This window comes from Streptomyces sp. NPDC019937 (genome assembly GCF_040631655.1).
Classification (GTDB): Bacteria; Actinomycetota; Actinomycetes; order Streptomycetales; family Streptomycetaceae; genus Streptomyces.
Genome location: NZ_JBEYAL010000041.1, coordinates 29,745 through 51,073, shown reverse-complemented (window position 1 = coordinate 51,073; position 21,329 = coordinate 29,745). Strand labels below are relative to the sequence as shown.

Below are 21,329 nucleotides of genomic sequence, written 5' to 3'. Positions count from 1 at the left end.
AGTTAGACCTTCCTAAAGTGACATGTCAATAGTGGAAGGTAGGGTGAGGGCATGAGCCTTCGACATGCCTTGCTGGGGCTTCTCTCCGACCGGCCCGCCAGTGGCTATGACCTGCTGAAAACGTTCGACACTTCGCTGGCCACCGTCTGGCCGGCGACCCAGAGCCAGATCTACACCGAGCTGACCAAGCTCGCGCGCGGCGGTCTGATCACCGTGGCCGCCGAGGGGCCGAGAGGCCGCAAGGAGTACGCCCTCACCGAGGAGGGGATGGCCGAACTCCGGCATTGGCTGACCGAGACCACGCCACAGCGCAACACCCGCAGCGAGATCCTGCTGCGCGTGTTCTTCCTCGGCGTCCTGACTCCCGCCCAGGCGCAGACCTACCTCGCCGAACTGGCCGACATGTCGGCCCAGGGGGAGGAGAGCCTGCGCCGCCTGGCCGAATCCATCGACTGGGACGACGACAACCTCTCGTCCCACGGCCGGATCGTTCTGGAATACGGCCTGCGGTTCAACGCCATGCGCCGCGAATGGGCCGAGTGGGCGGCCGGGCAGATCACGTAGGTCCCGGGCCGGCGGGGCATCGGCCGGACGGCGGTGCCGGAGTCCATCCGGGCCCCGCCGTTCGGCCCCGGGTGCCTCAGCCGGTGGATTGCCGGGTGGGCGAGCCGGTCTCCTGGGTGGCGGCCCAGGAGGCGAGCAGGCGCAGGCCCTCTTCCGAGGGGGAGCCGGGTTCGGCGGTGTAGATGGTGAGGGTGAGGCCGGGTTCGGCGGCCATCTCCAGACCCTCGTAGGCGAGCGTGAGGTCGCCGATGGCCGAGTGGTGGAACCGCTTGGTGCCGGTGCCGTGACGGCGCACGTTGTGGGCGCCCCAGCGGGCGCGGAACTCCTCGCTGCGGGTGGACAGCTCGCCGACGAGGTCGTGCAGGTCCTTGTCGTGGGGGTTGCGGCCGGCCTCGGTGCGCAGGATGGCCACCGCCATGTCGGCGAAGAGGTCCCAGTCGGGGTAGAAGCGCCGGGAGGCGGGGTCGAGGAAGTTGAACCGGGCGAGGTTCGCGTGGTTGCGGGGCGTGGCGTAGAGGTCGGCGTAAAAGGCGCGGGCGAGCTGGTTGGTGGCGAGGACGTCCATGCGGGCGTTGCGCACGAACGCGGGCCCGGCCGTGATCGCGTCCAGGGTCCACTGCAGGCTGCGGTGCGGCGTCCACTGCCGGGTGGTACGGCGCCGGGGACGGGTGAGGGCGTCGGAGCCGTCGGCGGCCTGCGCGAGATGCAGGAGATAGGCACGCTCGGCGTCGTCCAGCCGCAGGGCGCGGGCGACGGCTTCGAGGACGGCCGGTGAGACCCCGGCGAGGTTGCCCCGCTCGAGTTTCGCGTAGTACTCGACGCTCATGTCGGCCAGGGTCGCGACCTCGCTCCTGCGCAGCCCCGGCACGCGCCTCCTGCTCCCGGAGGGCAGGCCGGCCCGCTCGGGGGTGATCTTCGCTCGCCGCGAGGTGAGGAACTCGCGGACCTCGTCACGGTTGTCCACACCTCGACCGTACGGCCTGCGCGCCGCGCGAGGGGTGTACTGGCAGTACACCTCTCACTGGTATCTCGCTGTCCGCGCGGACATCCGGTTACCTGGACGGCGTGGCACTTCCCGTCCGCGGCGCCATGGCGCCGCACCCGGAAGCGCCCGTCCGGGACGCGACGGCACCCACGGCGGTGCCGTCTCCTCGCGCCCGGTACGCAACCGCACTCGGGCACCAGCGCCCACCCTGAGCACGTAAGGACGTCCCCCCATGCGCGGAGCAGTCATCCACGCCCCCGGCGATGTGCGCTTCGAGACCCTCGACGACCCCAAGATCCTCAAGCCCACCGACGCGATCATCCGCACGGCCGTCACCTGTGTCTGCGGATCCGACCTGTGGCCCTACCGCGGCGTGGAGCCGACCGACGAGGCACACCCGATGGGGCATGAGTACGTCGGCTTCGTGGAAGAGGTCGGCAGCGACGTCACCTCGGTCAGGCCGGGCCAGTTCGTCGTCGGCTCGTTCGCCACGTCGGACAACACCTGCGCCAACTGCCGCAACGGCTTCCAGGCCAACTGCCTGAACCGCGAGTTCATGGGCACCTGTCAGGCCGATTACGTGCGCATCCCCAACGCTCAGGGCACCCTGGTCGCCACCGACGAGGTGCCGGACGAGGAGTTCTGGCCCGGACTGCTGGCCGTCTCCGACGTGATGGGCACCGGCTGGTGGGCCGCCGACGCCGCCGAGGTCCGGCCCGGCTCCACCGCCGTCGTCGTCGGCGACGGAGCGGTCGGCCTGTGCGCGGTGATCGCGGCGAAGGAGATGGGCGCGGAGCGGATCATCGCGATGAGCCGCCACGCGTCCCGCCAGAAGCTGGCCCGGGAATTCGGCGCCACCGACATCGTCACCGAGCGCGGCGAGGAAGGCATCGCGCGGATCAAGGACCTCACCGGCGGGATCGGCGCCGACGCGGTCCTGGAGTGCGTCGGTACCGCCGAGGCCATGGGGCAGGCGCTGCACTCGGCGCGGCCGGGCGGCAACGTCGGCTTCGTCGGCGTCCCCCACGGGGTCGCCGTCGACGGTCAGGAGCTGTTCTTCTCCCACGTCGGCCTGCGCGGCGGCCCCGCCCCGGTGCGCCGTTACCTGCCCCAGCTGATCGAATACGTCCTGTCGGGCCGGATCGACCCGGGCAAGGTCTTCGACCTCACCCTGCCCCTGGAGCAGGTCGCCGAGGGCTACCAGGCCATGGACGAGCGCCGCGCCATCAAGGCACTCCTCAAGCCCTGACCCCACGCCGAGCCCTGACCCCACGCCGAGCCCTGACCCCACGCCGAGCCCTGGCCCCACGCCGAGCCCTGGCCCCACGCCGAGCCCTGGCCCCACGCCGAGCCCTGATCCCCCGCCGCAGCCCACAAGGAAGGAACGACGTGCAGATCACCCGAAGCTCGATCAACACCGTCAAGGGCCCCGCCGACTGGTTCACCGGCGACGTCTACATCGACGCCGTCGCCGCCGCGCCCGCGCCGTCCCGGGTCACCGCCAACCTGGTGCACTTCATGCCCGGCGCCCGCACCCACTGGCACCGCCACCCGCTGAGCCAGACCGTCTTCGTCACCGAAGGGGTCGGTCTGTGCCAGCGCCGGGGCGGGCCGGTCGAGGTCATCCGTCCCGGCGACCGCGTCCTGTTCGAGGCCGACGAGGAGCACTGGCACGGCGCCGCGCCGGACCGGCTGATGGTCCACCTGGCCATCAACGAGAGCGACGCCGAGCACGACGTGGTGCACTGGCTGACTCCCGTCACGGACGAGGAGTACGCCGCCGCCCCGGCCACCGGCTGACGGCGACCGCGGCCGCGACCGCACCACGCCAACTTCCGCAGACCCGGACCGGGTCTGCGGAAGTTGGCGGGCTCTCAGCGCTTGGTGGTGCTGTTGAACAGCGAACGCGACCAGACGTAGCCGACCAGGGTGATGCCGACGCACCAGGCGAGCGAGATCCAGCCGCTGTTGCCGATCTGGGACCCGGTGAGCAGACCGCGCAGGGTCTCGGTCATCGGGGTGAACGGCTGGTTCTGGGCGAACCAGCGCAGCCCCGGGGCCATCGAGTCGGCCGGCACGAACGCCGAGCCGAGGAACGGCAGGAACTGGATGAGCAGCGGCTTGTTGCTCGCGGACTCCACCGTCTTGGAGATCAGGCCGAGCGCCGCCGACAGCCAGGCCACCGCGAACGCGATGGCCGTGATCAGTCCGGCCGCCGCCAGCCACTCCAGCGGGTTCGCGTCCGGGCGGAAGCCGAGCGCGAGCGCCACGCCCACCACCAGGACCAGGCTCACCACCGTCGTGATGACGCTGCCGACGACATGGCCCGTCATGAACGACGAGCGTGTGATGTTCATGGTGCGGAAGCGGTTGATGATGCCCTCGGTCATGTCCTGGCAGACCGCGATCGAGGTCGACATGGCTCCGGCCGCCACGCCCATGATGATGACACCGGGCGTCAGATACTCCAGATACGCGTCCCGGCCGCCGCCCATGCCGGCGCCGATCGAGTCCCCGAAGGCGTACACGAACAGCAGCAGCATCAGGATGGGCATCATGGCCGGGCCCAGGGACACTGCGGGATAGCGCAGGGCGTGCTTCAGATTGCGCCGCAGCATCGTCATCGAGTCGTGCACGGCGTAAGTGAGCGTGCTCATCGCAGGGTCTCCTTGATGTGAAGGGCGGTGCCGGTGCTGCCGTCGCCGGTCAGGGCGAGGAACACGTCGTCGAGGTCGGGGGTGTGGACGGAGAAGTCGGCGGCCCGGATCCCGGCCGCGTCGAGCCGGTCGAACAGGGCGCGCAGCGCCTCCATGCCGGCGTCGCTCGGCACGCGCAGGGCGAGGTTCTCGTCGTCGCGGGCCGCGCCGGAGAGGGCGGCCGCCGCGCGCTCGTACTCCTGGGTCCCGGCGAACCGCAGCCGTACGTGACTGCCGGGGATCCGCGCCTTGAGCTCGTCGGCGGTGCCCTCGGCGACGATCCGGCCGCCGTCGAGCACGGCGATCCGGTCCGCCAACTGGTCGGCCTCTTCCAGGTATTGGGTGGTGAGGAAGACGGTGACCCCGCCCGCGACCAGCGAGCGCACGGTCTCCCACATGGTGCGGCGGCTGCGCGGGTCGAGCCCGGTCGTCGGCTCGTCCAGGAAGATCACCTTCGGGTCGCCGACCAGCGTCATGGCGATGTCGAGCCGGCGCCGCATACCGCCGGAGAAGGTCGCGGCCCGGTTGCCCGCGACGTCCGCGATGCCGAACCGCTCGAGCAGTTCCCTGGCGCGCTTCCTGCCCTCGCGCTTGTCGAGGCGCAGGAGGTCGGCCATGAGGAGCAGGTTCTCCTCGGCGGTGAGCAGGTCGTCGAGCGCGGCGAACTGTCCGGTGACGCCGATCGCGGCACGCACCCCGTCGGGTGCCGTGGCGACGTCGTGGCCGGCGACCTGGGCCTGCCCGCCGTCGGCGGCGATGAGCGTGGACAGGATCTGCACGGTGGTGGTCTTACCGGCGCCGTTCGGCCCGAGCAGCGCGAAGACGGACCCGGCGGGGATGCGCAGATCGATGCCGTCGAGCACGGTCTTGTCGCCGTACGACTTGCGCAGACCGACGCTGGAGACGGCGGGGGCCGTGGTGCTTTTGGATGTGGGCATGACAGATGAAGGCATGGAGCCCTCCCGTTCGAAGGCTGAAGGGTGAAGTGGCTGGGGAAGTGGGCGAGCCGGGTGGGGCCGGTGCTCAGCGCCGGGTGCGGCGCACGTCGATGTTGCCCCAGCGGGTCCGGGCACGGATCTTGACGGTGTCCTCGGTCTCCGCGGGGGGCTCGGCGTCGGCGAGCGTGTTGCGCACCTGCCCGCGCTCGGAGTTGACGTCGAGCCAGGCGGCGGTGCCGTCGCGGACGCCGACCTCGATGGCGCCGTAGGAGGTCTCCGCCTGGACGGTGCCGGAGGCGATGTCGGCGAGGCGCAGCGCGCCGTAGGCGGTGGTGGCGGTGACAGAGCTTTCGGCGCGCTCGATGTCGATGTCGCCGTGGGCGCCGCTCACCCGCAGATCGCCGGTCACGGCGGCGACGGACGTGGTGCCGTGCGAGTTCTTCAGGACGGCGGGTCCGTCAAGGGTGCCGACGCGCATGCTGCCGGAACTGGTGGTGATCTCGGCCGTGCCCTCGACCCGGTCGACGGCGATCGAGCCGTGGGAGACGGTCATCTGGAGCGGCCCGGTCGTGTCGAGGCGGACGTCACCGCCCGAGGTCTTCACGCGGACCTCGCCGAGCCGGCCCTCGCCGAGTACCGAGGTCCAGGAGCCGGTGACGTCGACGCGTGAGCCCGTGGGCAGGTCGATCGCCACGTCGACGGCGCCGGAGGGCCCGATGAGGCGGCGTTCCTTCGTCCTGACGGTCAGGACGCCGCTCGCGTACGTGACCTCGGTCTGCTCGGCGGCCCGCACGTCCTTGTCCCGCTTCGGGCCGGCGGGGTGTACCTCGACGACGGTGTCGGGGCGGTCGCTGGCGGTGATCCGGAGGGAACCGGCGCCGATGTGCGCGTCGACCGAAATCGGTTCGGGAGTGTCGAAAGAAGGCATGGCTGTCCCGTCCTCGTGAGTCCTTGGGGCGTCCCCGCTGGTGGGACGTGGTGTGGGTGAAGTGCCGTTCTTTGTGGGGCGTGGGCGTGGCGCGGGTGCGGGTGCGGTCAGCGCACCCAGCCCGTGAAGCTCTGTCCGGTGCGGGACTTCTGCGGCGTATGCGGCCGCGTGCCGCCATCGACCGCGGCCGACACCGCCCGCACCAGCCACGCGTTGACCGACAGCCCCTCGCGGCTCGCGGCCTCTTCGGCGCGCGCCTTGAGGTGGGTCGGCAGCCGCAGATTGACGCGGGCGGTGCCGCCCTCGTCGCCGTCGGCGGGTGCCGGCGCCCTGGGCGGTTCGACGGGCGCGGCCGCCGCTTCCATGGAGCCGCCGTCGGTGGGCGGCGGCGTCACCACGAAGTCGGGGTCGAGCCCGCGCAGCCGTACGTCGACCGAGCCGGGGGCCAGCTCGCGGGTGATCTCGTCCATCGCGGCGGAGAGCACATTGAGCATGGTCAGACGGGTCGCCGACTCCAGAGGAGCGGTGAGCCGCTCGGCCAGCTCGCGGGCGTCTTCCCCGCCGGCTTCGGCGGCCACCGCGAGTTCGCGGCGGAGGGTGTCGACATACGGCGTGAGGTCCATGACGCCATAGTGGCACCACTATGGCGTCATGCGCAAGCCTGTGGGGTGTCGCGTGCGAGGCGGATGCGGGTGTAGTGCCCTTGACCTGCGGAAACGTAAGGGAGTCAGTCTGCGTCATGGTGGTGCCATGCGTGTCCGCGCACCTTTGGTGGCACGGAATGGTGCCGGGTGGCGCCTCGGTGGCGCTACGCGGTGCCATCTGGCGCCATGCCCACGGAGGGTTTTCTGGACTGCTCTTACAGATCTAGACGAATGGGCTAGACTCGGCGACCCTCAGCACGCGGTTCGACTTCTCACCAGCGCAAGGGGACTCACCATGGCCGCTGCACCGCCCGTTTCCTTCGACGACGTCCGTGAGGCCGCCGCGCGTCTCGACGGGATCGCCCACCGCACGCCCGTCCTCACCTCCCGCACCCTGAACGCCCAGGTCGGCGCCGAGGTGTTCATCAAGTGCGAGAACTTCCAGCGCGTCGGCGCCTTCAAGTTCCGCGGCGCTTACAACGCCGTCGCCCAACTGCCCGCCGGGCAACTGGCCAAGGGCGTCGCCGCCTACTCCTCCGGCAACCACGCCCAGGCCACCGCCCTGGCCGCCCGCGAACTGGGCACCACCGCGGTCATCCTCATGCCCGAGGACGCCCCGCGCTCGAAGTTGGAGGCCACCGCCGGCTACGGCGCGGAGATCGTCACCTACGACCGCTACACCCAGGACCGCACCGCCCTCGGCGAAGCCCTGGCCGAGGAGCGCGGCCTGGCCCTCATCCCGCCGTATGACCACCCCCATGTCATCGCCGGGCAGGGCACCGCCGCCCTCGAACTCTTCGAGGAGACCGGCGACCTCGACGCCCTCGTCGTGCCCGTCGGCGGCGGTGGCCTCATCGCCGGGAGCGCCACGGCCGCCAAGGCGCTTCACCCCGGCGTCAAGGTCATCGGCGTCGAACCCGAAGAAGGCGACGACACCAAGCGCTCCCTGGACAGCGGCGCGCGCGTCACCATCCCCGTGCCCCACACCATCGCAGACGGCCAAGCCCTGCCCACGCCCGGCGAGATCACCTTCCCCATCAACCAGCGCCTGGTGGACGCCATCGCCCTCGTCGGCGACGAGGACATCGTCGATGCCATGCGCTTCGCCTTCGAACGCCTGAAGATCGTCCTCGAACCCAGCGGCGCCACCCCTCTGGCCGCCCTCATGACCGGGCGTCTCGAAGGTCTTCCGCGCAGGATCGGCCTCATCGCCTCCGGCGGCAACATCAACGCCCGGCGGTTCGCGGAACTGATCGACCGCTGACGTGCCCGGTGCCGCGGATGGCGGCTCGACAGGCGCGGCGGCTCCGGTCCGGTCACATCCCGGTGGAGCCGTCGATGCGCTCGCGCAGGAGATCGGCGTGCCCGTTGTGCCGTGCGTACTCGGCGATCAGGTCCACCATGATCCGTCGCAGTGAGACCGGCTCGCCGGTGCGCTTGCGGATCCCCGTTTCCTCCAGGGACGCGGCGGCGGCCGTGATGTGCCGGGAGCGCTCGCACTCCGCCCGCCAGACGGCGAATGCTTCGTCGACGTCACCGTCCAGGCTGTCGAAGTCCTGGTCGGGGTCGTCGTCGGAGTAGTAGAGCATCGGGACGTTCTCACCGGCGAACTGGATACGGAACCACCAGCGCTCGACACCGGCCAGATGCCGCACGATGCCGTGCAGGGACAGGCCGGACGGCGGCACCGCCCGTTCGGACAGCCGCTCCGGAGGCAGACCGGCGCACTTGAGCTCGAAGGTCGCCCGCTGCCAGTCCAGGACGGCGCTCAGGGTCTCCCGCTCGCCGCCTGCGGAGGGCGGGGCCGGGCGGGTGTCGTCGTCCCAGCCGGGCGCGTAGTGCTCGGGGGAGGCTGTACCGGTCATCGTCTGCCTTCCTGGACGGGGACGGCCCGAGTCTGTCAGGCACCACTGACATCGCCGGAGCGCGGTGGACGCGGCCCCTCGCTCAACGGGACGCCAAAAGCCCGTACAGCAGCGGGATCCGCGGCTCCGGCAGCTGCCACCAGCCGGATGAGGCGCGGGTCATGTGGGGCCAGCGGGGCCAGGGCAGTTCGGGTGACTCGCGCAGCCGCCGGACGCTCAGACCCGCCCCGACCAGGGCGTTGACGACCTCGTCCAGCCCGTGCATCCACTCGTAGCTGTCGGTCGCGCCCTCGACGGCCGGGCCGTCGGTGTACGTGTGCGTCGCGTCGCGGTGCACGGGGCCCCCGCCGCCCAGGTAGTCGTGCCGGAGCAGGAGGTCGGGGCCCTCCTCGGGGGCGGGCTTCGGGCCCAGCGCGTTGAGGAGCGGATGGAACTCCACGACGTACAGGCGGCCGCCGGGGCGCAGCAGACCGGCGACGACGCCGGCCCAGCGGTCCAGGTCGGGGAGGTAGCACAGGGCACCCTTGCCGGTGTAGACGACGTCGAACCGCCGTCCGCCGAGCGCTTCCACGGCGTCGTACACGTTGGCCCGCACATACGTCACGTCGAAGCCCGCCCGCGCCGCGATGCCGGTCGCCGCCTCCACGGACGCCGCGGAGAAGTCGAGGCCGACGGCGCGTGCCCCGCGCTGCGCGAAGGCGATCGTCTCCGTGCCGAGGTGGCACTGCAGGTGCAGCACGTCGCGTCCGGCCAGCTCGCCGAGGTCGTCCCACTCCCATGGGGCGAACCAGCGGGACGGGTCGGGCCCCCCGTCGGCCCCGTCGGCCCCGTCTATTCCGTAGAACCGGCTGGCGAGGTGGACGGGGGTCCGGGCGTCCCAGTTCGACTGGTTGGCCGCCATCATCCGCTCGTACGCGTCGGTCATGGGGTCACTATCCCAGTCCGGGAGGCGTCCGAGGGAGCCGCGAGGCACCGTTGCCGACGGCGAGCCGGGGTGTCGGCAGGGCCACCCCTGATCCGGTGTTCAGGCCCACCGACGCCGGGCGTCTGGATCGGCAGGATTGACCCGTCAGCAGGTGGATGGACGAGGTATCCACCCACAGGGACGACCGGGGGCACTCATGAACGAGACCATTGCCAGACGCGTGACCGGCATCGCGGGCATCGCCGCCGCGGCCGCCATCCTCATCGAAGTGCCCCTGTACTTCCTCTACTCCGGGCCGCCGCCGGACTCGAACGTCCTGGCCAGACTGCTGATCGGGATCGTGGCGCTCGCGTTCCTGCTGGTATTCGTGACGGCCTTCCGCGAACTGGTCAAGCGCGTGAGCCCCGCGCACGAGTGGGCCGGCTCGATGGCCTTCGCCACGGGGCTCGTCTATCTGACGGTCACTCTGGTCTCCCACGGGCTGGAGGCCGGTGCGGTCATCGCCGCCGACCGCCGGATCGATCCGACCGTCGCCGTCAGCGGCACGTACATCCTCTACGGTTCGATCTCCCGCCTCATGCTGGCGTTCTTCCTGACCGCGGTGGGGTACGTCGTCGCCCGCACGAAGCTGCTCCCGCGGTGGACCAGCCGCTCGGCGTACGTCCTGGCCGGGGTGAACCTGGCGTTCGTGCCGTCCCTGTTCTTCGGCAACACCCCCGCGCACTTCTACGCGGCGAACGGCTGGGGCACCACCGCGCTGATGGGTGCGATCTTCAGCTGGTGGCTGCTGGCCCTGGGCGTCTCCACCTACCGCGGCGCCGGGCGGCTCACCTCAGGGCAGCGGCGCTGAAGAACCGACGGTGACGGCTTGGTGCCGCCGCTCAGGGCGCCCCCGCCCCCGGCCGCGGTCGCGGCCGGGGGCGGGGGTGTCAGCCCTGCTGTACGGGGACCACCACCAGCTCGGCGATGTTCACATGCGGCGGGGCCGCGACCGCGAAGGCGATCGCTTCCGCTATGTCCTCGGCGGTGAGGAGGACGCGGTGGCGCATCTGCATCAGCTCGCGCGGCCCGCTCCCGCGCGGCGCCGGAAAGACGCACGGGAGGGCGCACGGGAGGAGCGGGTCAGTCCGGTGCTGTCGCGGATGATGGAGGGCTGGCACCGGACCCCGGCCGTGGTGCTGGGGCGCCGTCTGACCGTGCTCGCCCACAACCCCCTGGGCCGGGCCCTGTTCGAGGGGCACGCCCACAGCGGGGATCTGCTGCGGCTGGTGTTCCTCGATCCGGACGCCGAGGACTTCTACCCGGAGTGGGAGCGGGTGGCCGTCAGCACGGTCGCCGGGCTGCGGGCGGCCGTCGGCACCGACTACCACGACCCTCGGCTGACCGAGGTGGTCGGCGAACTGTCGTTGCGCAGTGAGGCGTTCCGGCGGCTGTGGGCCCGTCATGACATCCGCCGGAAGACGCAGGAGACCAAGCGTTTCCGGCACCCCGTGGTCGGCGAGCTGACGCTGGATTACGAGTCGCTGACCGTGAACGGCGCCCCCGGCCAGCAGCTGGTCGTCTACCAGGCCGCCCCGGACAGCCCCTCCGAACACGCGCTGTCCCTGCTCGGCAGTCTCACCGCCGGGGACGTTCCGGAAAGGAAGGGCGCCTTCGCGCGGGATTGCCGTCAATCAAAGAAAAATTAGATGCGGGCAATATCTATTGTGGTGAGACCGCAGGCTTGTTACGTTCCCGCCTATGACGAACAGGGAACCGGGCTCCGGTGTCGGCAGCCGTCTGCGGCGCCGTAGGCGAGCCCTCCGGTTAACGCTCAAGGACGTGGCCGACCGGACCGGCCTCACCGAGGGACATCTCTCCCAGGTCGAGCGCGACCAGGTCAACGCGAGCGTGCGGACGCTCCAGCGGCTGTGCGAAGTGCTGAAGCTCACCGTCGGCGACCTCTTCGACCAGGAGGGGGCGGCGGCCAGCCCGGTCCTGCGGTTCCGCGACACCCACGGCATGTCCTTCGGCGAGGGCGCCACGAAGATCAAGCTCACCCCCGGGTCCTTCGACCACCTGGAGGTGCTCCTCGGCCACTTCACGCCGGGTGGCTCGACCGGCGTGGAGCCCTACACCCACGGCAGCTCCGAAGAACTGCTGCTGGTGCTGTCCGGCGAGGTGGAGGTGTGGGTCGGTGAGCAGTCGCACAGGCTCTCCGCCTTCGACTCGATCCACTACCTCAGCAGCGACCCCCACCGGGTCGTCGAGATCACGGGCACCGAGGAGGCCCGAGTCCTGTGGGCGATGGCACCGCCCACCTACTGAACCCCCTCGCACCATCGGAACACCGCTCGTCGCCCACCGCTGGAGACCCTCATGCCCGCCTGTCGAAACGGCGAGATATCGCACTGGATGGCGGCCTCCCGCGCCGCGGACGGGTCGGCCGCCGACCTGTCGCGGGGCCGGGCCGCGGGCCTGCCCGACGAGGAACAGGACCTCGTCATCGTCGGCGGCGGCCTGACCGGGCTCTGGGCCGCCTACCTCGCCGCCGTGGAACGTCCCGGCGCGAAGATCACCGTCCTGGAGGCCCGGGAGGTCGGCTACGGCGCCTCCGGGCGCAACGGCGGCTGGCTCTCACCGCTCATCCCGGGCAACCGGGCCGTGTACGCCAAGGCCGCGCGCGGGCGGGGCGAGGACGGGGCCGCCGCCGTCGCCTCCTTCCAGCGGGAGATGCACGGGGCCATCGACGACACCCTCCGCATCCTCGAGGAGGAGGGAATCCAGGCGGATCAGCACCGGGGCGGGCACCTGCGCGTGGCCACCACCCCGGCCGCGATGAAGCGCCTCGAACGCACCTACGCGGCGGACCTCGCCGGCGGATACCGCGCGGAGGACCTCGAACTCCTCGACGCCGAAGCCGTCAGGAAGCGCATCGCCGTCCGGCCCGCGCTCGGGGGCATGCTCACCCGCACCACCGCGCGGGTCGACCCGGTCAAGCTCGTCCACGGCCTCGCGGCGGTGGTGGAGGCCAAAGGCGTCCGCATCCTGGAAGACACGCGCGCCACGCGCATCGCGCCCGGCGCCGTGACCACCGAGCGCGGAACCGTACCCGCCAAGACCATCCTGACCTGCCTGGAGGCCTACTCCGGGGAGGTCGACAGCGAGGCCCGCGGGCTCGGCAGGCGTGAGGTCATCCCCGTCAACTCCTCCATGGTCGTCACCCAGCAGCTCCCCGAAAGCGCCTGGGAGCGGATCGGCTGGCAGGGCCGGGAATGCCTGGGCGACGCCGCGCACACCTTCGTCTACGCCCAGCGCACCGCCGACGACCGCATCGCCATCGGCGGCCGCGGCACGCCCTACGCCTTCAACTCCGGCACCCCCGGCCAGGGCGGCGTGGACGCCCGTACGGTGCGCGTCCTGCGGGAACGTCTCCAGCTGTTCTTCCCCGAGGTGCGGTTCACCATCGAGCACGCCTGGCGGGGTGCCATCGGTGTGACCCGCGACTGGTGCGCCGGCATCACCTTCGATCCCGCCACCGGCATCGGCGTCGCGCGCGGCTTCGCCGGACACGGCGTGACCGCGACCCATCTGGCCGCACGGACGCTGCTGGACCGGGCGGCCGGGCGCGACACCGCGATGACCCGACTGCCCTGGAACGACCACGACTCCGGCCGCTGGGAGCCCGAACCGCTGCGCTGGATCGGTGTCCACGCCATGTACCGGCTCTTCGGCGTCGCCGACCGATGGGAGGAGAGCCGCCACTCCCAGGACACCTCGCTCATCGCCCGCTTCGGCTCACGACTGGCAGGACTCAGCGAATGAAGAACACACCGCCCCCGAGCACCACCACGGCCGACCGTGAGCGCGGCGGAACACCGGCCGGGACGGAGGTGTCCGGACGTTCCCTCCGGCGCGGCCTGGTGAGCATGGCCTTCACCGAACTGTGGGAGCGCTACTCCTTCTACGGCCTTCAGGGCATCCTCTCCTTCTACCTGCTCTACGCGGTCCACGACGGCGGCCTGGCGCTGGCCCCGGCCGTCGCGACGGGCGTCGTCGGCGCCTACGGAGGTGCCGTCTACCTCTCCCAGATCCTGGGCGCCTGGCTGGGGGACCGGCTCATCAGCCCGCAGAACATGGTGCTGTACGGCGCCGTCGTCATCACCATCGGGCACGTGGTGCTCGCCTTCGCGCCCGGCCTGGCCGGCCTCGGCGCCGGGCTGGTGTGCATCGTCCTGGGCACCGGCGCGCTGAAGACGAACATCACCTCGATCGTCGGCTTCGTCCTGGACCAGAACAGGGACGAGCGCTACCGGGACGCCGGTTTCTCCTACTTCTACATGGCCATCAACATCGGTGCCGTGGTCGGCCCGCTCACCACCGGCCTCGCCCAGAACGAGCTGGGCTTCCACTACGGATTCGGTCTGGCGGCCGCCGGCATGGCCGCGGCGCTCGTCCAGTACGTCGTCTCGATGGGGAAACTCCCCGAGCGCGCCCGGACCGTCAACAACCCCCTGCCCGCGGGCCGCCGCCCGCTCGTCGCCCTGGCGGCCCTCGCCTGCCTCGCGGCCGTCGGCGCCGCCGTCGCCACGGGCCTGCTCCGGGCGGAGAACCTGTCCACCGTGGTGACCATCGCCGCGCTGGTGGCCGCCGCCACCTACTTCCTGACCATGACCACCTCGTCGGCGGTCAGCCGCGACGAGCGCCGCCGGATCCTCGGCTACCTGCCGCTCTTCCTCGCGTCCGGGGTGTACTTCGGCTTCCTGTTCCAGAAGTTCACGGCCATCTCGGTCCTCATCACCGAACGCATCGACCTGCACATCGGCGGCTGGAGCTTCCCGGTCGCCTGGGTCACGACCGTCAGCCCGCTGGCGGCCGTCCTCATCACCCCGCTCATCGCCAGGATGTGGAAGAGCATGGGGGACCGCCAGCCCGGCCCGGTGACCAAGATCGCCCTGGGGCTGACCCAGATCGGCTGCGCCTACCTCTTCCTGCTCATCATCTCCGAGGCCACCGGGGACGCCGACATCCCCCTGCTCCTCATCCTCCTGTTCATGATGGCGGCCGGTTCTTCGGAGGTCTTCGTCGGACCGATCGGACTGTCCCTGGCCACGCGGATCGGCCCCGGGACGTTCCGGTCCCAGATGGTCGGGCTGAACTTCCTCACCCTCGCCCTGGGTTCGTCCCTGGCGGGCCTGCTGGGCCAGCTGTTCACCGCGATCGACAACGCCTCGTACTTCACCGTCACCGCCGTGTGCGGCATCGGCATCGGCCTCACCCTGCTCGCCACGCGCAAGCCGGTGGGCCGTCTGCTGGGGGCGGGCCTGGAGGGCTGAGCCGCACGGCCCGGCTACATCCTGGGGGCGGTGCGCCGGGCCGTCACCGCTTCGATGAACTCCGCGGGCGGAAGGTAGGAGTGCGCGGTGACGTAGTGGTGGACGAGGTTCGGGGCGATCAGCCACCTGCCGTCCTCGGCCACCACCCTGATCTCCGCGGCGCCGAGGGTGACCCGCCGGCCGCCGACCTCGATGGCGACCGGGTACGGGGGCTTCCCCTCCGGGTGCGGGAGCGTGCAGGGGAACAGGCCGCGCATGGCGTTCTGCGAGTCGTCCCGGCAGAGCACCCCGAGGGATTCGACGAAGGCCACCGGCACCTCGCCGCGCGGGAAGTCGTCCTGCTTCTCCAGCCAGCCGACGGTGAACGCCTCGACCCCCGGTGGCACCCCGATGCCGGGGGTGTAGGCGTACGGCGACAGGTCCTCGAACCGGGACACGGTGGCGATTCCTTTCAGTGGAGAGAGGGCTACAAGATGTCGGGGACCCAGCGGCACGCGGCCCAGTGCACGCGTCCCATGTTCGGCTGGAGCAGTTGGGAGAGACGGGTGTCGCTCGCCACCGTCGTGGGCGAGCCCATGATCTTCAGGCCCTCCGGGGGAGACAGGATGTAGTCCGGCAGTTTCTCCCCGGGACCGTACACCTCCAGGGCCTTGGGATTGCCGATCTCGATCTGGTTGCCCAGGGCGTCCGAGATGGTTTCGCCGTGCCGGCTGTACATGTGCAGGTACGTGCCCTCGGGCACGGTGGCCGCGGCGCCGTCGCCCGGGGCGATGCCGCCATGGCCGCTGAGCACGGCGTCGCCGTCCGGGCGGGCCCAGGGTTCGGGGGCCGGGCCGAAGGCGCCGGACGGGGGCTGTTCGTGGGGGAGCTTGGGGCACAGGCCCAGCGGGTCGATGGCCGCGTGCGGGTTGGGGACGTAGGTGGCGGCGTTGGCCGCGGCCTCCAGACCCAGCGGGTCCGGGGTGGTGTAGCGGGCCGTCTCCGGGTCGTAGTACCGGTGGTGGTTGTAGTGGAGGCCGGTCTCCGGGTCGTAGTACTGGCCGGGGAAGCGCAGCGGGGTGTACGCGCTGCTGCGCCGGGACCAGGTGGTGGTGCCCCACAGCGTGGTGCGGGTGCGCCAGGCGATCTCACCGGACTCGTCGACCAGTTCGCTGGGCGTGCCCACCAGGTCGGTGACGATGCCGAAGAAGCGCCGGTCGATCTCGGCCTGGGTGGTGGCGTCGGTGATGCGCTCGGTCTGGGCGACCGGGCGGGCGCCGTCGTGCTCCCAGGTGAGGGTCACCGGGTCGGGCAGCCCGGGGGCGGTGGTGGTCTGCTCGACCAGGGTGAAGCCGTCCCAGGTGAAGTCGACCCGTTCCACCGCCGTTTCGCCGTCCTCGCCGAGCCGGAGCTTGGCGATGCGGCGGCCGAGCGGGTCGTAGAGGTAGCGCCAGACCGTGCCGTCGGGGGTGGTGACGGAGGTCAGGCGGTCCTCGGCGTCCCAGGAGTAGCGCCAGGTGTCGGGCTTCTTCGACAGCCGGTTCTTCTGCCGGAGGGTGATGCGGCCCGCCGCGTCGTGTTCGTAGCGGACCCGTCCGGCGCGGGTGATGCGGGTGCCGTCGTACGCGCGGTGGCCGGTGGCGTCGGCGCCGCCGGGCAGCTTCTCCGGCCAGGCGGCGTAGGTCTGGTTGCCCGCGCCGTCGTAGGCGTAGGTCTCGGTCCAGTTCCTGGCGTGGACGGCGGTGACGCGGCCGCCCGTGTCGACGTCGAAGCGGCGGGCGCCGCCGAGCTGGTCGTCGATGCCGACCAGATGGCCGTCGGCGCGGTAGTGGTACGCGCGGTGCTGGAGCGGCTGGGCCGAGGGGCCGGTGACGGTCTGTTCGGCCAGCCGTCCCGCCGGGTCCCAGATCTGGGCGATGGTGAGGTTGTCGCCGATGTGGCGGCCGACCTCCCGCCCGATGGCGTCGCGGGCGAAGGCGAGGGTGTGGCCGCAGGAGGTGAGGGTCGTGCGGTGGCCCGCCGCGTCGTACGCGAAGGTCGAGGTGGCCCCGGAGGGGGTGGTCCGGCGGATGCGGCGGCCCAGCGCGTCGTGGGCGTGGGTCAGCGCGCGGCCGCCCACCACCTCGGAGGTCAGCCGCCCCGCCCGGTCCCGCCGGAACACCGCCTCCGTGTCCGGGCCGAAGGCCGTCGCCAGCCGCCCGGCCGGGTCGTAGGAGAAGGTGGTCGACCGGCCGTCGGCGTCCTTGCGCACGACGCGGCCGACGGCGTCGCGCTCGAAGGAGACCGTCTGGCCGAGGGGGTTGGTACGGGAGACCAGCGACCCGGCGGCGTCGTACGTGTACTCCAGGGTCCGGCCGTCGAAGTCCGTCTCGGAGAGCAGCCGCCCGGCCGGGTCGTAGGTGTAATCCCAGGTGAGCCCCTGCGGATTGGTGACCCGGGTGAGCCGCAGCTCCTTGTCGTGGGTGAACTCGTAGCGCGCCCCGTCCGGTCCGGTCTGGGCGACCAGCTGGTCGAAGTGGGCGTATTCGTACGAGGTCTCCCCGCCACCGGCGTCCACATGGGACGTGCAGTTGCCCTCGCCGTCGTAGACCCAAGTCTGCTCGGCGCCGTCCGGGGCGATGTGCCGGGCCAGCCTGCCCTCGGTCGTCCACTCCAGGCGGGTGGTCGCGCCGAGCGGGTCGACGACGGCGGTGGGGCGGCCGAAGGCGTCCCGGCGGTAGACGGTGACGGCGCCCAGCGGATCGGTGATCTCCACCGGCAGCCCGGCCGCGTCGCAGCGCACCCGGGTGGTCGCGCCGAGCGGGTCGGTGACCGTGGACAGATGGCCGCGCGCGTCGTACGTGTAGCGCGTGGTGCGCCCCATGGGGTCGGTGGAGGCGGTGCGGTTGCCGCGCTCGTCGTACGCGTGGCGCCGGACCGTGCCGTCGGCCGCGCTGATCTCCACCGGGAGGCCCAGGTCGTTGTAGGTGGCCTCGGCGCGGTGGCCGTCGGGGGTGACCATGAGGACCGGGCGGCCCGCCGTGTCGTAGGCGTAACGGACGGTCCGGCCGAGCGGATCGGTACGGGACAGCACCCTGCCGAAACGATCCTGCTCGGTGCGGACCGTATGGCCCGCGCCGTCCGTCACGGCCACGATCTGGGACCGCTCGTTCACCACGTAGCGGCTGGTGTGCCCCTCGGCGGAGGTGACCGTGGTGACCCGGTGACCGGTGGCGGGGTCGGGCGCGCCGTAGTGGAGGCGGGCCGCGAAGTGGCCCTCGGTGCCGCCCTCGGCGATCACCCGGTCGCGGTTGTCGTAGACGTAGTCGTAGGTGTGGCCATTGGTGTCCGTCCACGCGATGATCCGGCGCTCGTCGTCGTAGGCGAAGCGCATCGGGCTGCCGGAGGAGTTGATGACCTCGGTGAGATCGCCGTCGGTGTAGCCGTACCGCACCAGCTCCCGGTCCGAGCCGTCCGGGGCGCCGCCCACCAGGTGCAGGGCGGTGATCCGGCCGTCCCGCGTGGTCAGCTTCAGGTGGTAGCCGCCGCTGTGGACGATGGCCGTCGGGGCGCCGTCCGCACCGTACTCGAACGTCAGCCGGTGCCCGTTGCGGTCGCCGATCTCCGCCAGCGGCGCGTCTCCGTCGCCGCCGTCCGCCGGGCCGGTGAAGTACCGGACGTGGCCGGTGCCCGGGTCGGTGACCGTGAAGTCGCCCTCGGGGGTACGGTCCAGCGGCCAGCGCGGGCCAGCCTTCGGCAGTGTCGGCACGCCGGGCGCCGGATGCGGGTAGTCCAGCAGCAGCCCGTCCTGCTGGACGAGGACCACGCCCGCCGGTCCGATCTCCAGCCGCTGATCGGCGGTGCACGCCCACGACGGGCCGAACCAGCGGCCCGCCCGGTAGCCGGACATCCCCTGCCGGGTGAACATCAGCGGCAGCACACCCGGCAGCGACACATCCGTCTGCGGCAGATACATCCGGCCGGTGGCCAGGTCCACCGGGTCGGTGGGCCCGGGGGTCTTGGCGGCGTTCGGGATGGAGTGCGGCGCGTGGCCGTCCTTCGCCAGATGCGCCAGCCCGGACTCCACCTTGCTCGCGGCCGCCGCGGTCTCGGCGGTCTTGGCCGTCTTGGCGGCGGTGACGGCCCCCTTGGCCGCGCCCAGCCCCTTGGTGCCGATCAGCTCGGGCAGCAGCCGTCCGATGCCCTCCGCCGGGTCCTTGGTGAAGGAGTCGTACATGCCCTTCAGCGCGCCGCCCGGGTTGTTGGCCATCTGGACCAGACCGGCCGCGGTGCTGTTGAGGTTGGTGACGTACTCGGCGGGGTGGGTGAGGTTGTACGGGTCCATCGGGTTCACCTGGCGGGCGAAGTTCACCACGCCCGCCGTGCCCTTGATGATGCCGCCCGCCAGATGCGAGGCGTCCAGCTTCAGCCCCTCGAACCCGTCCGAGACCTGCTCGCTGTACGACGGCTTCGCGGGCGCCTCGTCACGGGCCTTCTCCACCGACTTCTTGGCCGTGTCGTGTGCCTCGTTGCGCTGCCGCCGGGCCTCCTTGAGGATGTCCTCCGCCGCCTTGATGCCCTCGGCGCCCGGGTCGTGGAACGCGCCGGGCCTGTCCGGCAGCGTGCTCGGATCGCGCTGGTCGGCGGGGAGGAGGTTGTATTTCCACGCGGCCGCGTTGTACGCGTCCACCTTGCTGTTGTGCGCCGAGCGGGCGTCGTCGGACGCCTTCTTCGCCGCCTTGTACTTGTCGATGGCCAGCTGCGCCTGCGCTTGCGCCCACTCGACCGTGGCGGCGAAGCCGCTCAGCGCGCCGGCCGCCTTCTCACAGGCGTCGGCGGCCTTGTACCACTTCTTCGGCTCGACCGAGACCCTGTTGTAGAAGGCGTTGGCGAACACGCCCTTCATGAGCTGGTCGGGGTCGACGCCCTTGAGGCCGCGGCCGACGTCGTTGAACGCCTTCGCGAAGTCGGTCAGGTGCTCGGCGGTGGACCGCAGCTTGCCGGGGTCGCCGTGGATCAGCTTCTTGGGGTCGTCGGTCTGGTCGAGCTGCCACTCGTCCACGTCGGCGCCGAGCGCGTCGGCGGCGGTGGCGCTCTTGTCGCGGACCCACTCCGCGCCGCTCTCCCAGCCGGCGTCGTCCAGCCGGTCCGCGGTCCAGCTGCCCGCGCTCTCGATGCCGTCGCCGACGTCCTCGACCCGGTCCTCGACCCAGTCCTCGACGCCGTCCGGTACGAAGTCACCGAGCCCCATCAGTGCTCACCCCCGCTGCCCTGGCCGGGCTGCTGTGCCTGTGCCTGCGCTTGGGCGCGTTCCTCCGGGGAGGGGCCGAACGTGTCGTCCACGGCCTGGTCGAACCGCTGGTCGTCGACCCCGGCGATGTCGTTCGCCAGCCCGGTCTGGAAACCGCCGTACCCCTCGGTCACCAGGCTGCGGCCGGTGTCCTTCCAGGTCTGGCCCATCTCGGCGCCCGCCTGCTTCCAGGACTCGGCGCTGTAGTCGGGCGCGTCGGGCATGAGGACATCGCCCCAGCTCTGCTTGGCGATCTCTTCCTCGGTGGCGTGCGGATTGCCGGTGGGGGACAGGGCGTTCACGGCCACCTTGAACGTGCCGCCCCAGTACTGGTCCTCCTCCCAGGACGCGCCCGCCGCGATCCCCAGCCGGTCGGCGAGGGCGTTGGCGTCCTGGATCAGCGCCCGTACGCCCCACTCCCAGCGGTCGCAGAACCCCTCGAACGCGTCCGCCAGGCCGCCGCCACCGGCCTCCGTCTTCGACATCGTCATGTCGCCGAAGCCGCTGCCCTGGAGGGCGCCGGTGGAGCTGCCCACGTCCTTCAGCTCGCCGATCGCGGAGCGCAGGCCCTTGGTGATGAGGCCGACGGACTCCTGGGTGACCTTGAAGTCGGCGTTTCCGCCGCCGCTCATCGGGGGGTTCCCGGGGTGGTGTTCGGGCCGGTTTCCGCCCGGATCTCCGCGGCTTCGGTTTCGGTGAGGTCCACCGCCACCTCGTCCGGCACGATCCCCTTCACCGGCGGGAACATCATCGAGCCGTCCTCGTCGGCCACGTCGAGGGCGACCCCCGCCGGACCGTCCAGCGCGGGGACCATCACATCCAGCAGCCGGGCCCCCAGCACGGACGCGAACTCCCACTCCTCGCGCGCCGCGCCGCGGGCCTCGGCGAAGCGCGCCAGGGCGAATTCGTCCGTGAAGGCGTAGATCCAGTGGATCCCGCCGTACGTCGCCGTCATGAAGTCGTCGTCGACCAGCGGCACCAGTACCGCGGTACGCCGGAACTCGCCCACCATCGCGGAGGGATCGCCCGATCCGTCCCGTACCGCCGCTATATGCTCCACCAGCTCCATTGCGGACCCCCGTGTTCCCTTTCCGATCGCGGTTACGGTAACGCAGCGGGCCGAGCGCCGGAACGGAGGAGGGGCTTTCTCACAGGAGCGGCGGGGCCGCGGCCTTCGGCGAACCGCACGCCTCGTTAAATGCGTGTCGTCCGAAGTCCGGC

20 protein-coding genes are annotated in these 21,329 nt (G+C 71.5%); 9 read left to right on the top strand and 11 right to left on the bottom strand.

The window, feature by feature from the left end; all coding sequences use genetic code 11:
• The first annotated feature begins 51 nt into the window (after window positions 1-51).
• Window positions 52-564: a PadR family transcriptional regulator gene (locus tag ABZ562_RS32585; protein ID WP_361486599.1), complete on the top strand. Its 513-nt coding sequence runs from the start codon at window positions 52-54 to the stop codon at window positions 562-564.
• Between the two features lie 76 nt (window positions 565-640).
• On the opposite strand, the gene ABZ562_RS32580 is transcribed toward ABZ562_RS32585, so the two are convergent.
• Window positions 641-1,528, bottom strand: a complete 888-nt coding sequence (locus tag ABZ562_RS32580) for a helix-turn-helix transcriptional regulator (protein WP_361486596.1) — start codon at window positions 1,526-1,528, stop codon at window positions 641-643.
• Window positions 1,529-1,781: 253 nt separating this feature from the next.
• On the opposite strand from ABZ562_RS32580, the gene ABZ562_RS32575 reads away from it, so the two are divergent.
• Entirely contained in the window at window positions 1,782-2,798 is a 1,017-nt protein-coding gene (locus ABZ562_RS32575) for a zinc-dependent alcohol dehydrogenase family protein (RefSeq protein WP_361486593.1), read from the top strand.
• Window positions 2,799-2,938: 140 nt separating this feature from the next.
• Window positions 2,939-3,349 carry a cupin domain-containing protein gene (locus ABZ562_RS32570; RefSeq protein ID WP_361486590.1) on the top strand — a complete coding sequence of 137 codons (411 nt, stop codon included), beginning with the start codon at window positions 2,939-2,941 and terminating at the stop codon, window positions 3,347-3,349.
• A 74-nt stretch (window positions 3,350-3,423) separates the two neighbouring features.
• Here ABZ562_RS32570 and ABZ562_RS32565 read toward each other — a convergent pair whose 3' ends face one another.
• The 4 genes from ABZ562_RS32565 to ABZ562_RS32550 form a co-directional block, all read right to left on the bottom strand.
• Window positions 3,424-4,206: an ABC transporter permease gene (locus ABZ562_RS32565; RefSeq protein ID WP_361486588.1), complete on the bottom strand. Its 783-nt coding sequence runs from the start codon at window positions 4,204-4,206 to the stop codon at window positions 3,424-3,426.
• Window positions 4,203-5,183, bottom strand: coding sequence for an ATP-binding cassette domain-containing protein (locus tag ABZ562_RS32560; RefSeq protein ID WP_361486586.1), 981 nt, complete (start codon window positions 5,181-5,183; stop codon window positions 4,203-4,205). The genes ABZ562_RS32565 and ABZ562_RS32560 overlap by 4 nt, the downstream gene beginning before the upstream one ends.
• Before the next feature lie 85 nt (window positions 5,184-5,268).
• Window positions 5,269-6,111, bottom strand: a complete 843-nt coding sequence (locus ABZ562_RS32555; RefSeq protein ID WP_361486583.1) for a DUF4097 family beta strand repeat-containing protein — start codon at window positions 6,109-6,111, stop codon at window positions 5,269-5,271.
• A gap of 107 nt (window positions 6,112-6,218) precedes the next feature.
• Window positions 6,219-6,734: a toxin-antitoxin system HicB family antitoxin gene (locus ABZ562_RS32550; RefSeq protein ID WP_361486580.1), complete on the bottom strand. Its 516-nt coding sequence runs from the start codon at window positions 6,732-6,734 to the stop codon at window positions 6,219-6,221.
• A gap of 316 nt (window positions 6,735-7,050) precedes the next feature.
• Here ABZ562_RS32550 and ABZ562_RS32545 point away from each other — a divergent pair, with 316 nt between their 5' ends.
• Window positions 7,051-8,019 (top strand): threo-3-hydroxy-L-aspartate ammonia-lyase, encoded by a 969-nt coding sequence (locus ABZ562_RS32545; protein ID WP_361486578.1) that lies wholly within the window; start codon window positions 7,051-7,053, stop codon window positions 8,017-8,019.
• 52 nt (window positions 8,020-8,071) lie between these two features.
• On the opposite strand, the gene ABZ562_RS32540 is transcribed toward ABZ562_RS32545, so the two are convergent.
• On the bottom strand, window positions 8,072-8,620 hold the full coding sequence (locus tag ABZ562_RS32540; RefSeq protein WP_361486576.1) for a DinB family protein: 549 nt from the start codon (window positions 8,618-8,620) through the stop codon (window positions 8,072-8,074).
• An 82-nt stretch (window positions 8,621-8,702) separates the two neighbouring features.
• Window positions 8,703-9,545, bottom strand: a complete 843-nt coding sequence (locus ABZ562_RS32535; RefSeq protein WP_361486574.1) for a class I SAM-dependent methyltransferase — start codon at window positions 9,543-9,545, stop codon at window positions 8,703-8,705.
• A 196-nt stretch (window positions 9,546-9,741) separates the two neighbouring features.
• On the opposite strand from ABZ562_RS32535, the gene ABZ562_RS32530 reads away from it, so the two are divergent.
• From ABZ562_RS32530 to ABZ562_RS32510, 5 genes are all read left to right on the top strand, one after another.
• The gene (locus ABZ562_RS32530) at window positions 9,742-10,395 is read left to right on the top strand and encodes a hypothetical protein (protein WP_361486572.1); all 654 of its coding nucleotides are present in this window, start codon (window positions 9,742-9,744) and stop codon (window positions 10,393-10,395) included.
• A 190-nt stretch (window positions 10,396-10,585) separates the two neighbouring features.
• Window positions 10,586-11,233: a transcriptional regulator gene (locus ABZ562_RS32525; RefSeq protein ID WP_361486569.1), complete on the top strand. Its 648-nt coding sequence runs from the start codon at window positions 10,586-10,588 to the stop codon at window positions 11,231-11,233.
• Between the two features lie 52 nt (window positions 11,234-11,285).
• A complete protein-coding gene (locus ABZ562_RS32520) occupies window positions 11,286-11,852 on the top strand; it encodes an XRE family transcriptional regulator (protein WP_361486566.1) in 567 nt (188 codons plus the stop codon).
• A 51-nt stretch (window positions 11,853-11,903) separates the two neighbouring features.
• Window positions 11,904-13,349: an FAD-dependent oxidoreductase gene (locus tag ABZ562_RS32515; RefSeq protein WP_361486563.1), complete on the top strand. Its 1,446-nt coding sequence runs from the start codon at window positions 11,904-11,906 to the stop codon at window positions 13,347-13,349.
• Window positions 13,346-14,860, top strand: coding sequence for an oligopeptide:H+ symporter (locus tag ABZ562_RS32510; RefSeq protein WP_361486561.1), 1,515 nt, complete (start codon window positions 13,346-13,348; stop codon window positions 14,858-14,860). Before ABZ562_RS32515 ends, ABZ562_RS32510 begins: the two co-directional genes overlap by 4 nt.
• Window positions 14,861-14,874: 14 nt before the next feature.
• On the opposite strand, the gene ABZ562_RS32505 is transcribed toward ABZ562_RS32510, so the two are convergent.
• From ABZ562_RS32505 to ABZ562_RS32490, 4 genes are read right to left on the bottom strand one after another with little or no spacing between them, the layout of a single operon-like run.
• Window positions 14,875-15,297, bottom strand: coding sequence for a hypothetical protein (locus ABZ562_RS32505; protein WP_361486559.1), 423 nt, complete (start codon window positions 15,295-15,297; stop codon window positions 14,875-14,877).
• Window positions 15,298-15,326: 29 nt separating this feature from the next.
• On the bottom strand, window positions 15,327-20,069 hold the full coding sequence (locus tag ABZ562_RS32500; RefSeq protein WP_361486556.1) for a putative T7SS-secreted protein: 4,743 nt from the start codon (window positions 20,067-20,069) through the stop codon (window positions 15,327-15,329).
• The gene (locus ABZ562_RS32495) at window positions 20,069-20,740 is read right to left on the bottom strand and encodes a hypothetical protein (RefSeq protein WP_361486554.1); all 672 of its coding nucleotides are present in this window, start codon (window positions 20,738-20,740) and stop codon (window positions 20,069-20,071) included. Before ABZ562_RS32495 ends, ABZ562_RS32500 begins: the two co-directional genes overlap by 1 nt.
• Window positions 20,737-21,177: an SseB family protein gene (locus tag ABZ562_RS32490; RefSeq protein WP_361486552.1), complete on the bottom strand. Its 441-nt coding sequence runs from the start codon at window positions 21,175-21,177 to the stop codon at window positions 20,737-20,739. The genes ABZ562_RS32495 and ABZ562_RS32490 overlap by 4 nt, the downstream gene beginning before the upstream one ends.
• Between the last annotated feature and the right edge of the window lie 152 nt (window positions 21,178-21,329).

Bases quoted from the DNA above. Each gene is read 5' to 3' on its own strand.
- ABZ562_RS32500 (WP_361486556.1), bottom strand. From the start codon at position 20,069: ATGGGGCTCGGTGACTTCGTACCGGACGGCGTCGAGGACTGGGTCGAG.
- ABZ562_RS32520 (WP_361486566.1), top strand. From the start codon at position 11,286: ATGACGAACAGGGAACCGGGCTCCGGTGTCGGCAGCCGTCTGCGGCGC.
- ABZ562_RS32565 (WP_361486588.1), bottom strand. From the start codon at position 4,206: ATGAGCACGCTCACTTACGCCGTGCACGACTCGATGACGATGCTGCGG.
- ABZ562_RS32490 (WP_361486552.1), bottom strand. From the start codon at position 21,177: ATGGAGCTGGTGGAGCATATAGCGGCGGTACGGGACGGATCGGGCGAT.
- ABZ562_RS32545 (WP_361486578.1), top strand. From the start codon at position 7,051: ATGGCCGCTGCACCGCCCGTTTCCTTCGACGACGTCCGTGAGGCCGCC.
- ABZ562_RS32515 (WP_361486563.1), top strand. From the start codon at position 11,904: ATGCCCGCCTGTCGAAACGGCGAGATATCGCACTGGATGGCGGCCTCC.
- ABZ562_RS32585 (WP_361486599.1), top strand. From the start codon at position 52: ATGAGCCTTCGACATGCCTTGCTGGGGCTTCTCTCCGACCGGCCCGCC.
- ABZ562_RS32575 (WP_361486593.1), top strand. From the start codon at position 1,782: ATGCGCGGAGCAGTCATCCACGCCCCCGGCGATGTGCGCTTCGAGACC.
- ABZ562_RS32555 (WP_361486583.1), bottom strand. From the start codon at position 6,111: ATGCCTTCTTTCGACACTCCCGAACCGATTTCGGTCGACGCGCACATC.
- ABZ562_RS32510 (WP_361486561.1), top strand. From the start codon at position 13,346: ATGAAGAACACACCGCCCCCGAGCACCACCACGGCCGACCGTGAGCGC.
- ABZ562_RS32535 (WP_361486574.1), bottom strand. From the start codon at position 9,545: ATGACCGACGCGTACGAGCGGATGATGGCGGCCAACCAGTCGAACTGG.
- ABZ562_RS32560 (WP_361486586.1), bottom strand. From the start codon at position 5,183: ATGCCCACATCCAAAAGCACCACGGCCCCCGCCGTCTCCAGCGTCGGT.
- ABZ562_RS32540 (WP_361486576.1), bottom strand. From the start codon at position 8,620: ATGACCGGTACAGCCTCCCCCGAGCACTACGCGCCCGGCTGGGACGAC.
- ABZ562_RS32550 (WP_361486580.1), bottom strand. From the start codon at position 6,734: ATGGACCTCACGCCGTATGTCGACACCCTCCGCCGCGAACTCGCGGTG.
- ABZ562_RS32495 (WP_361486554.1), bottom strand. From the start codon at position 20,740: ATGAGCGGCGGCGGAAACGCCGACTTCAAGGTCACCCAGGAGTCCGTC.
- ABZ562_RS32530 (WP_361486572.1), top strand. From the start codon at position 9,742: ATGAACGAGACCATTGCCAGACGCGTGACCGGCATCGCGGGCATCGCC.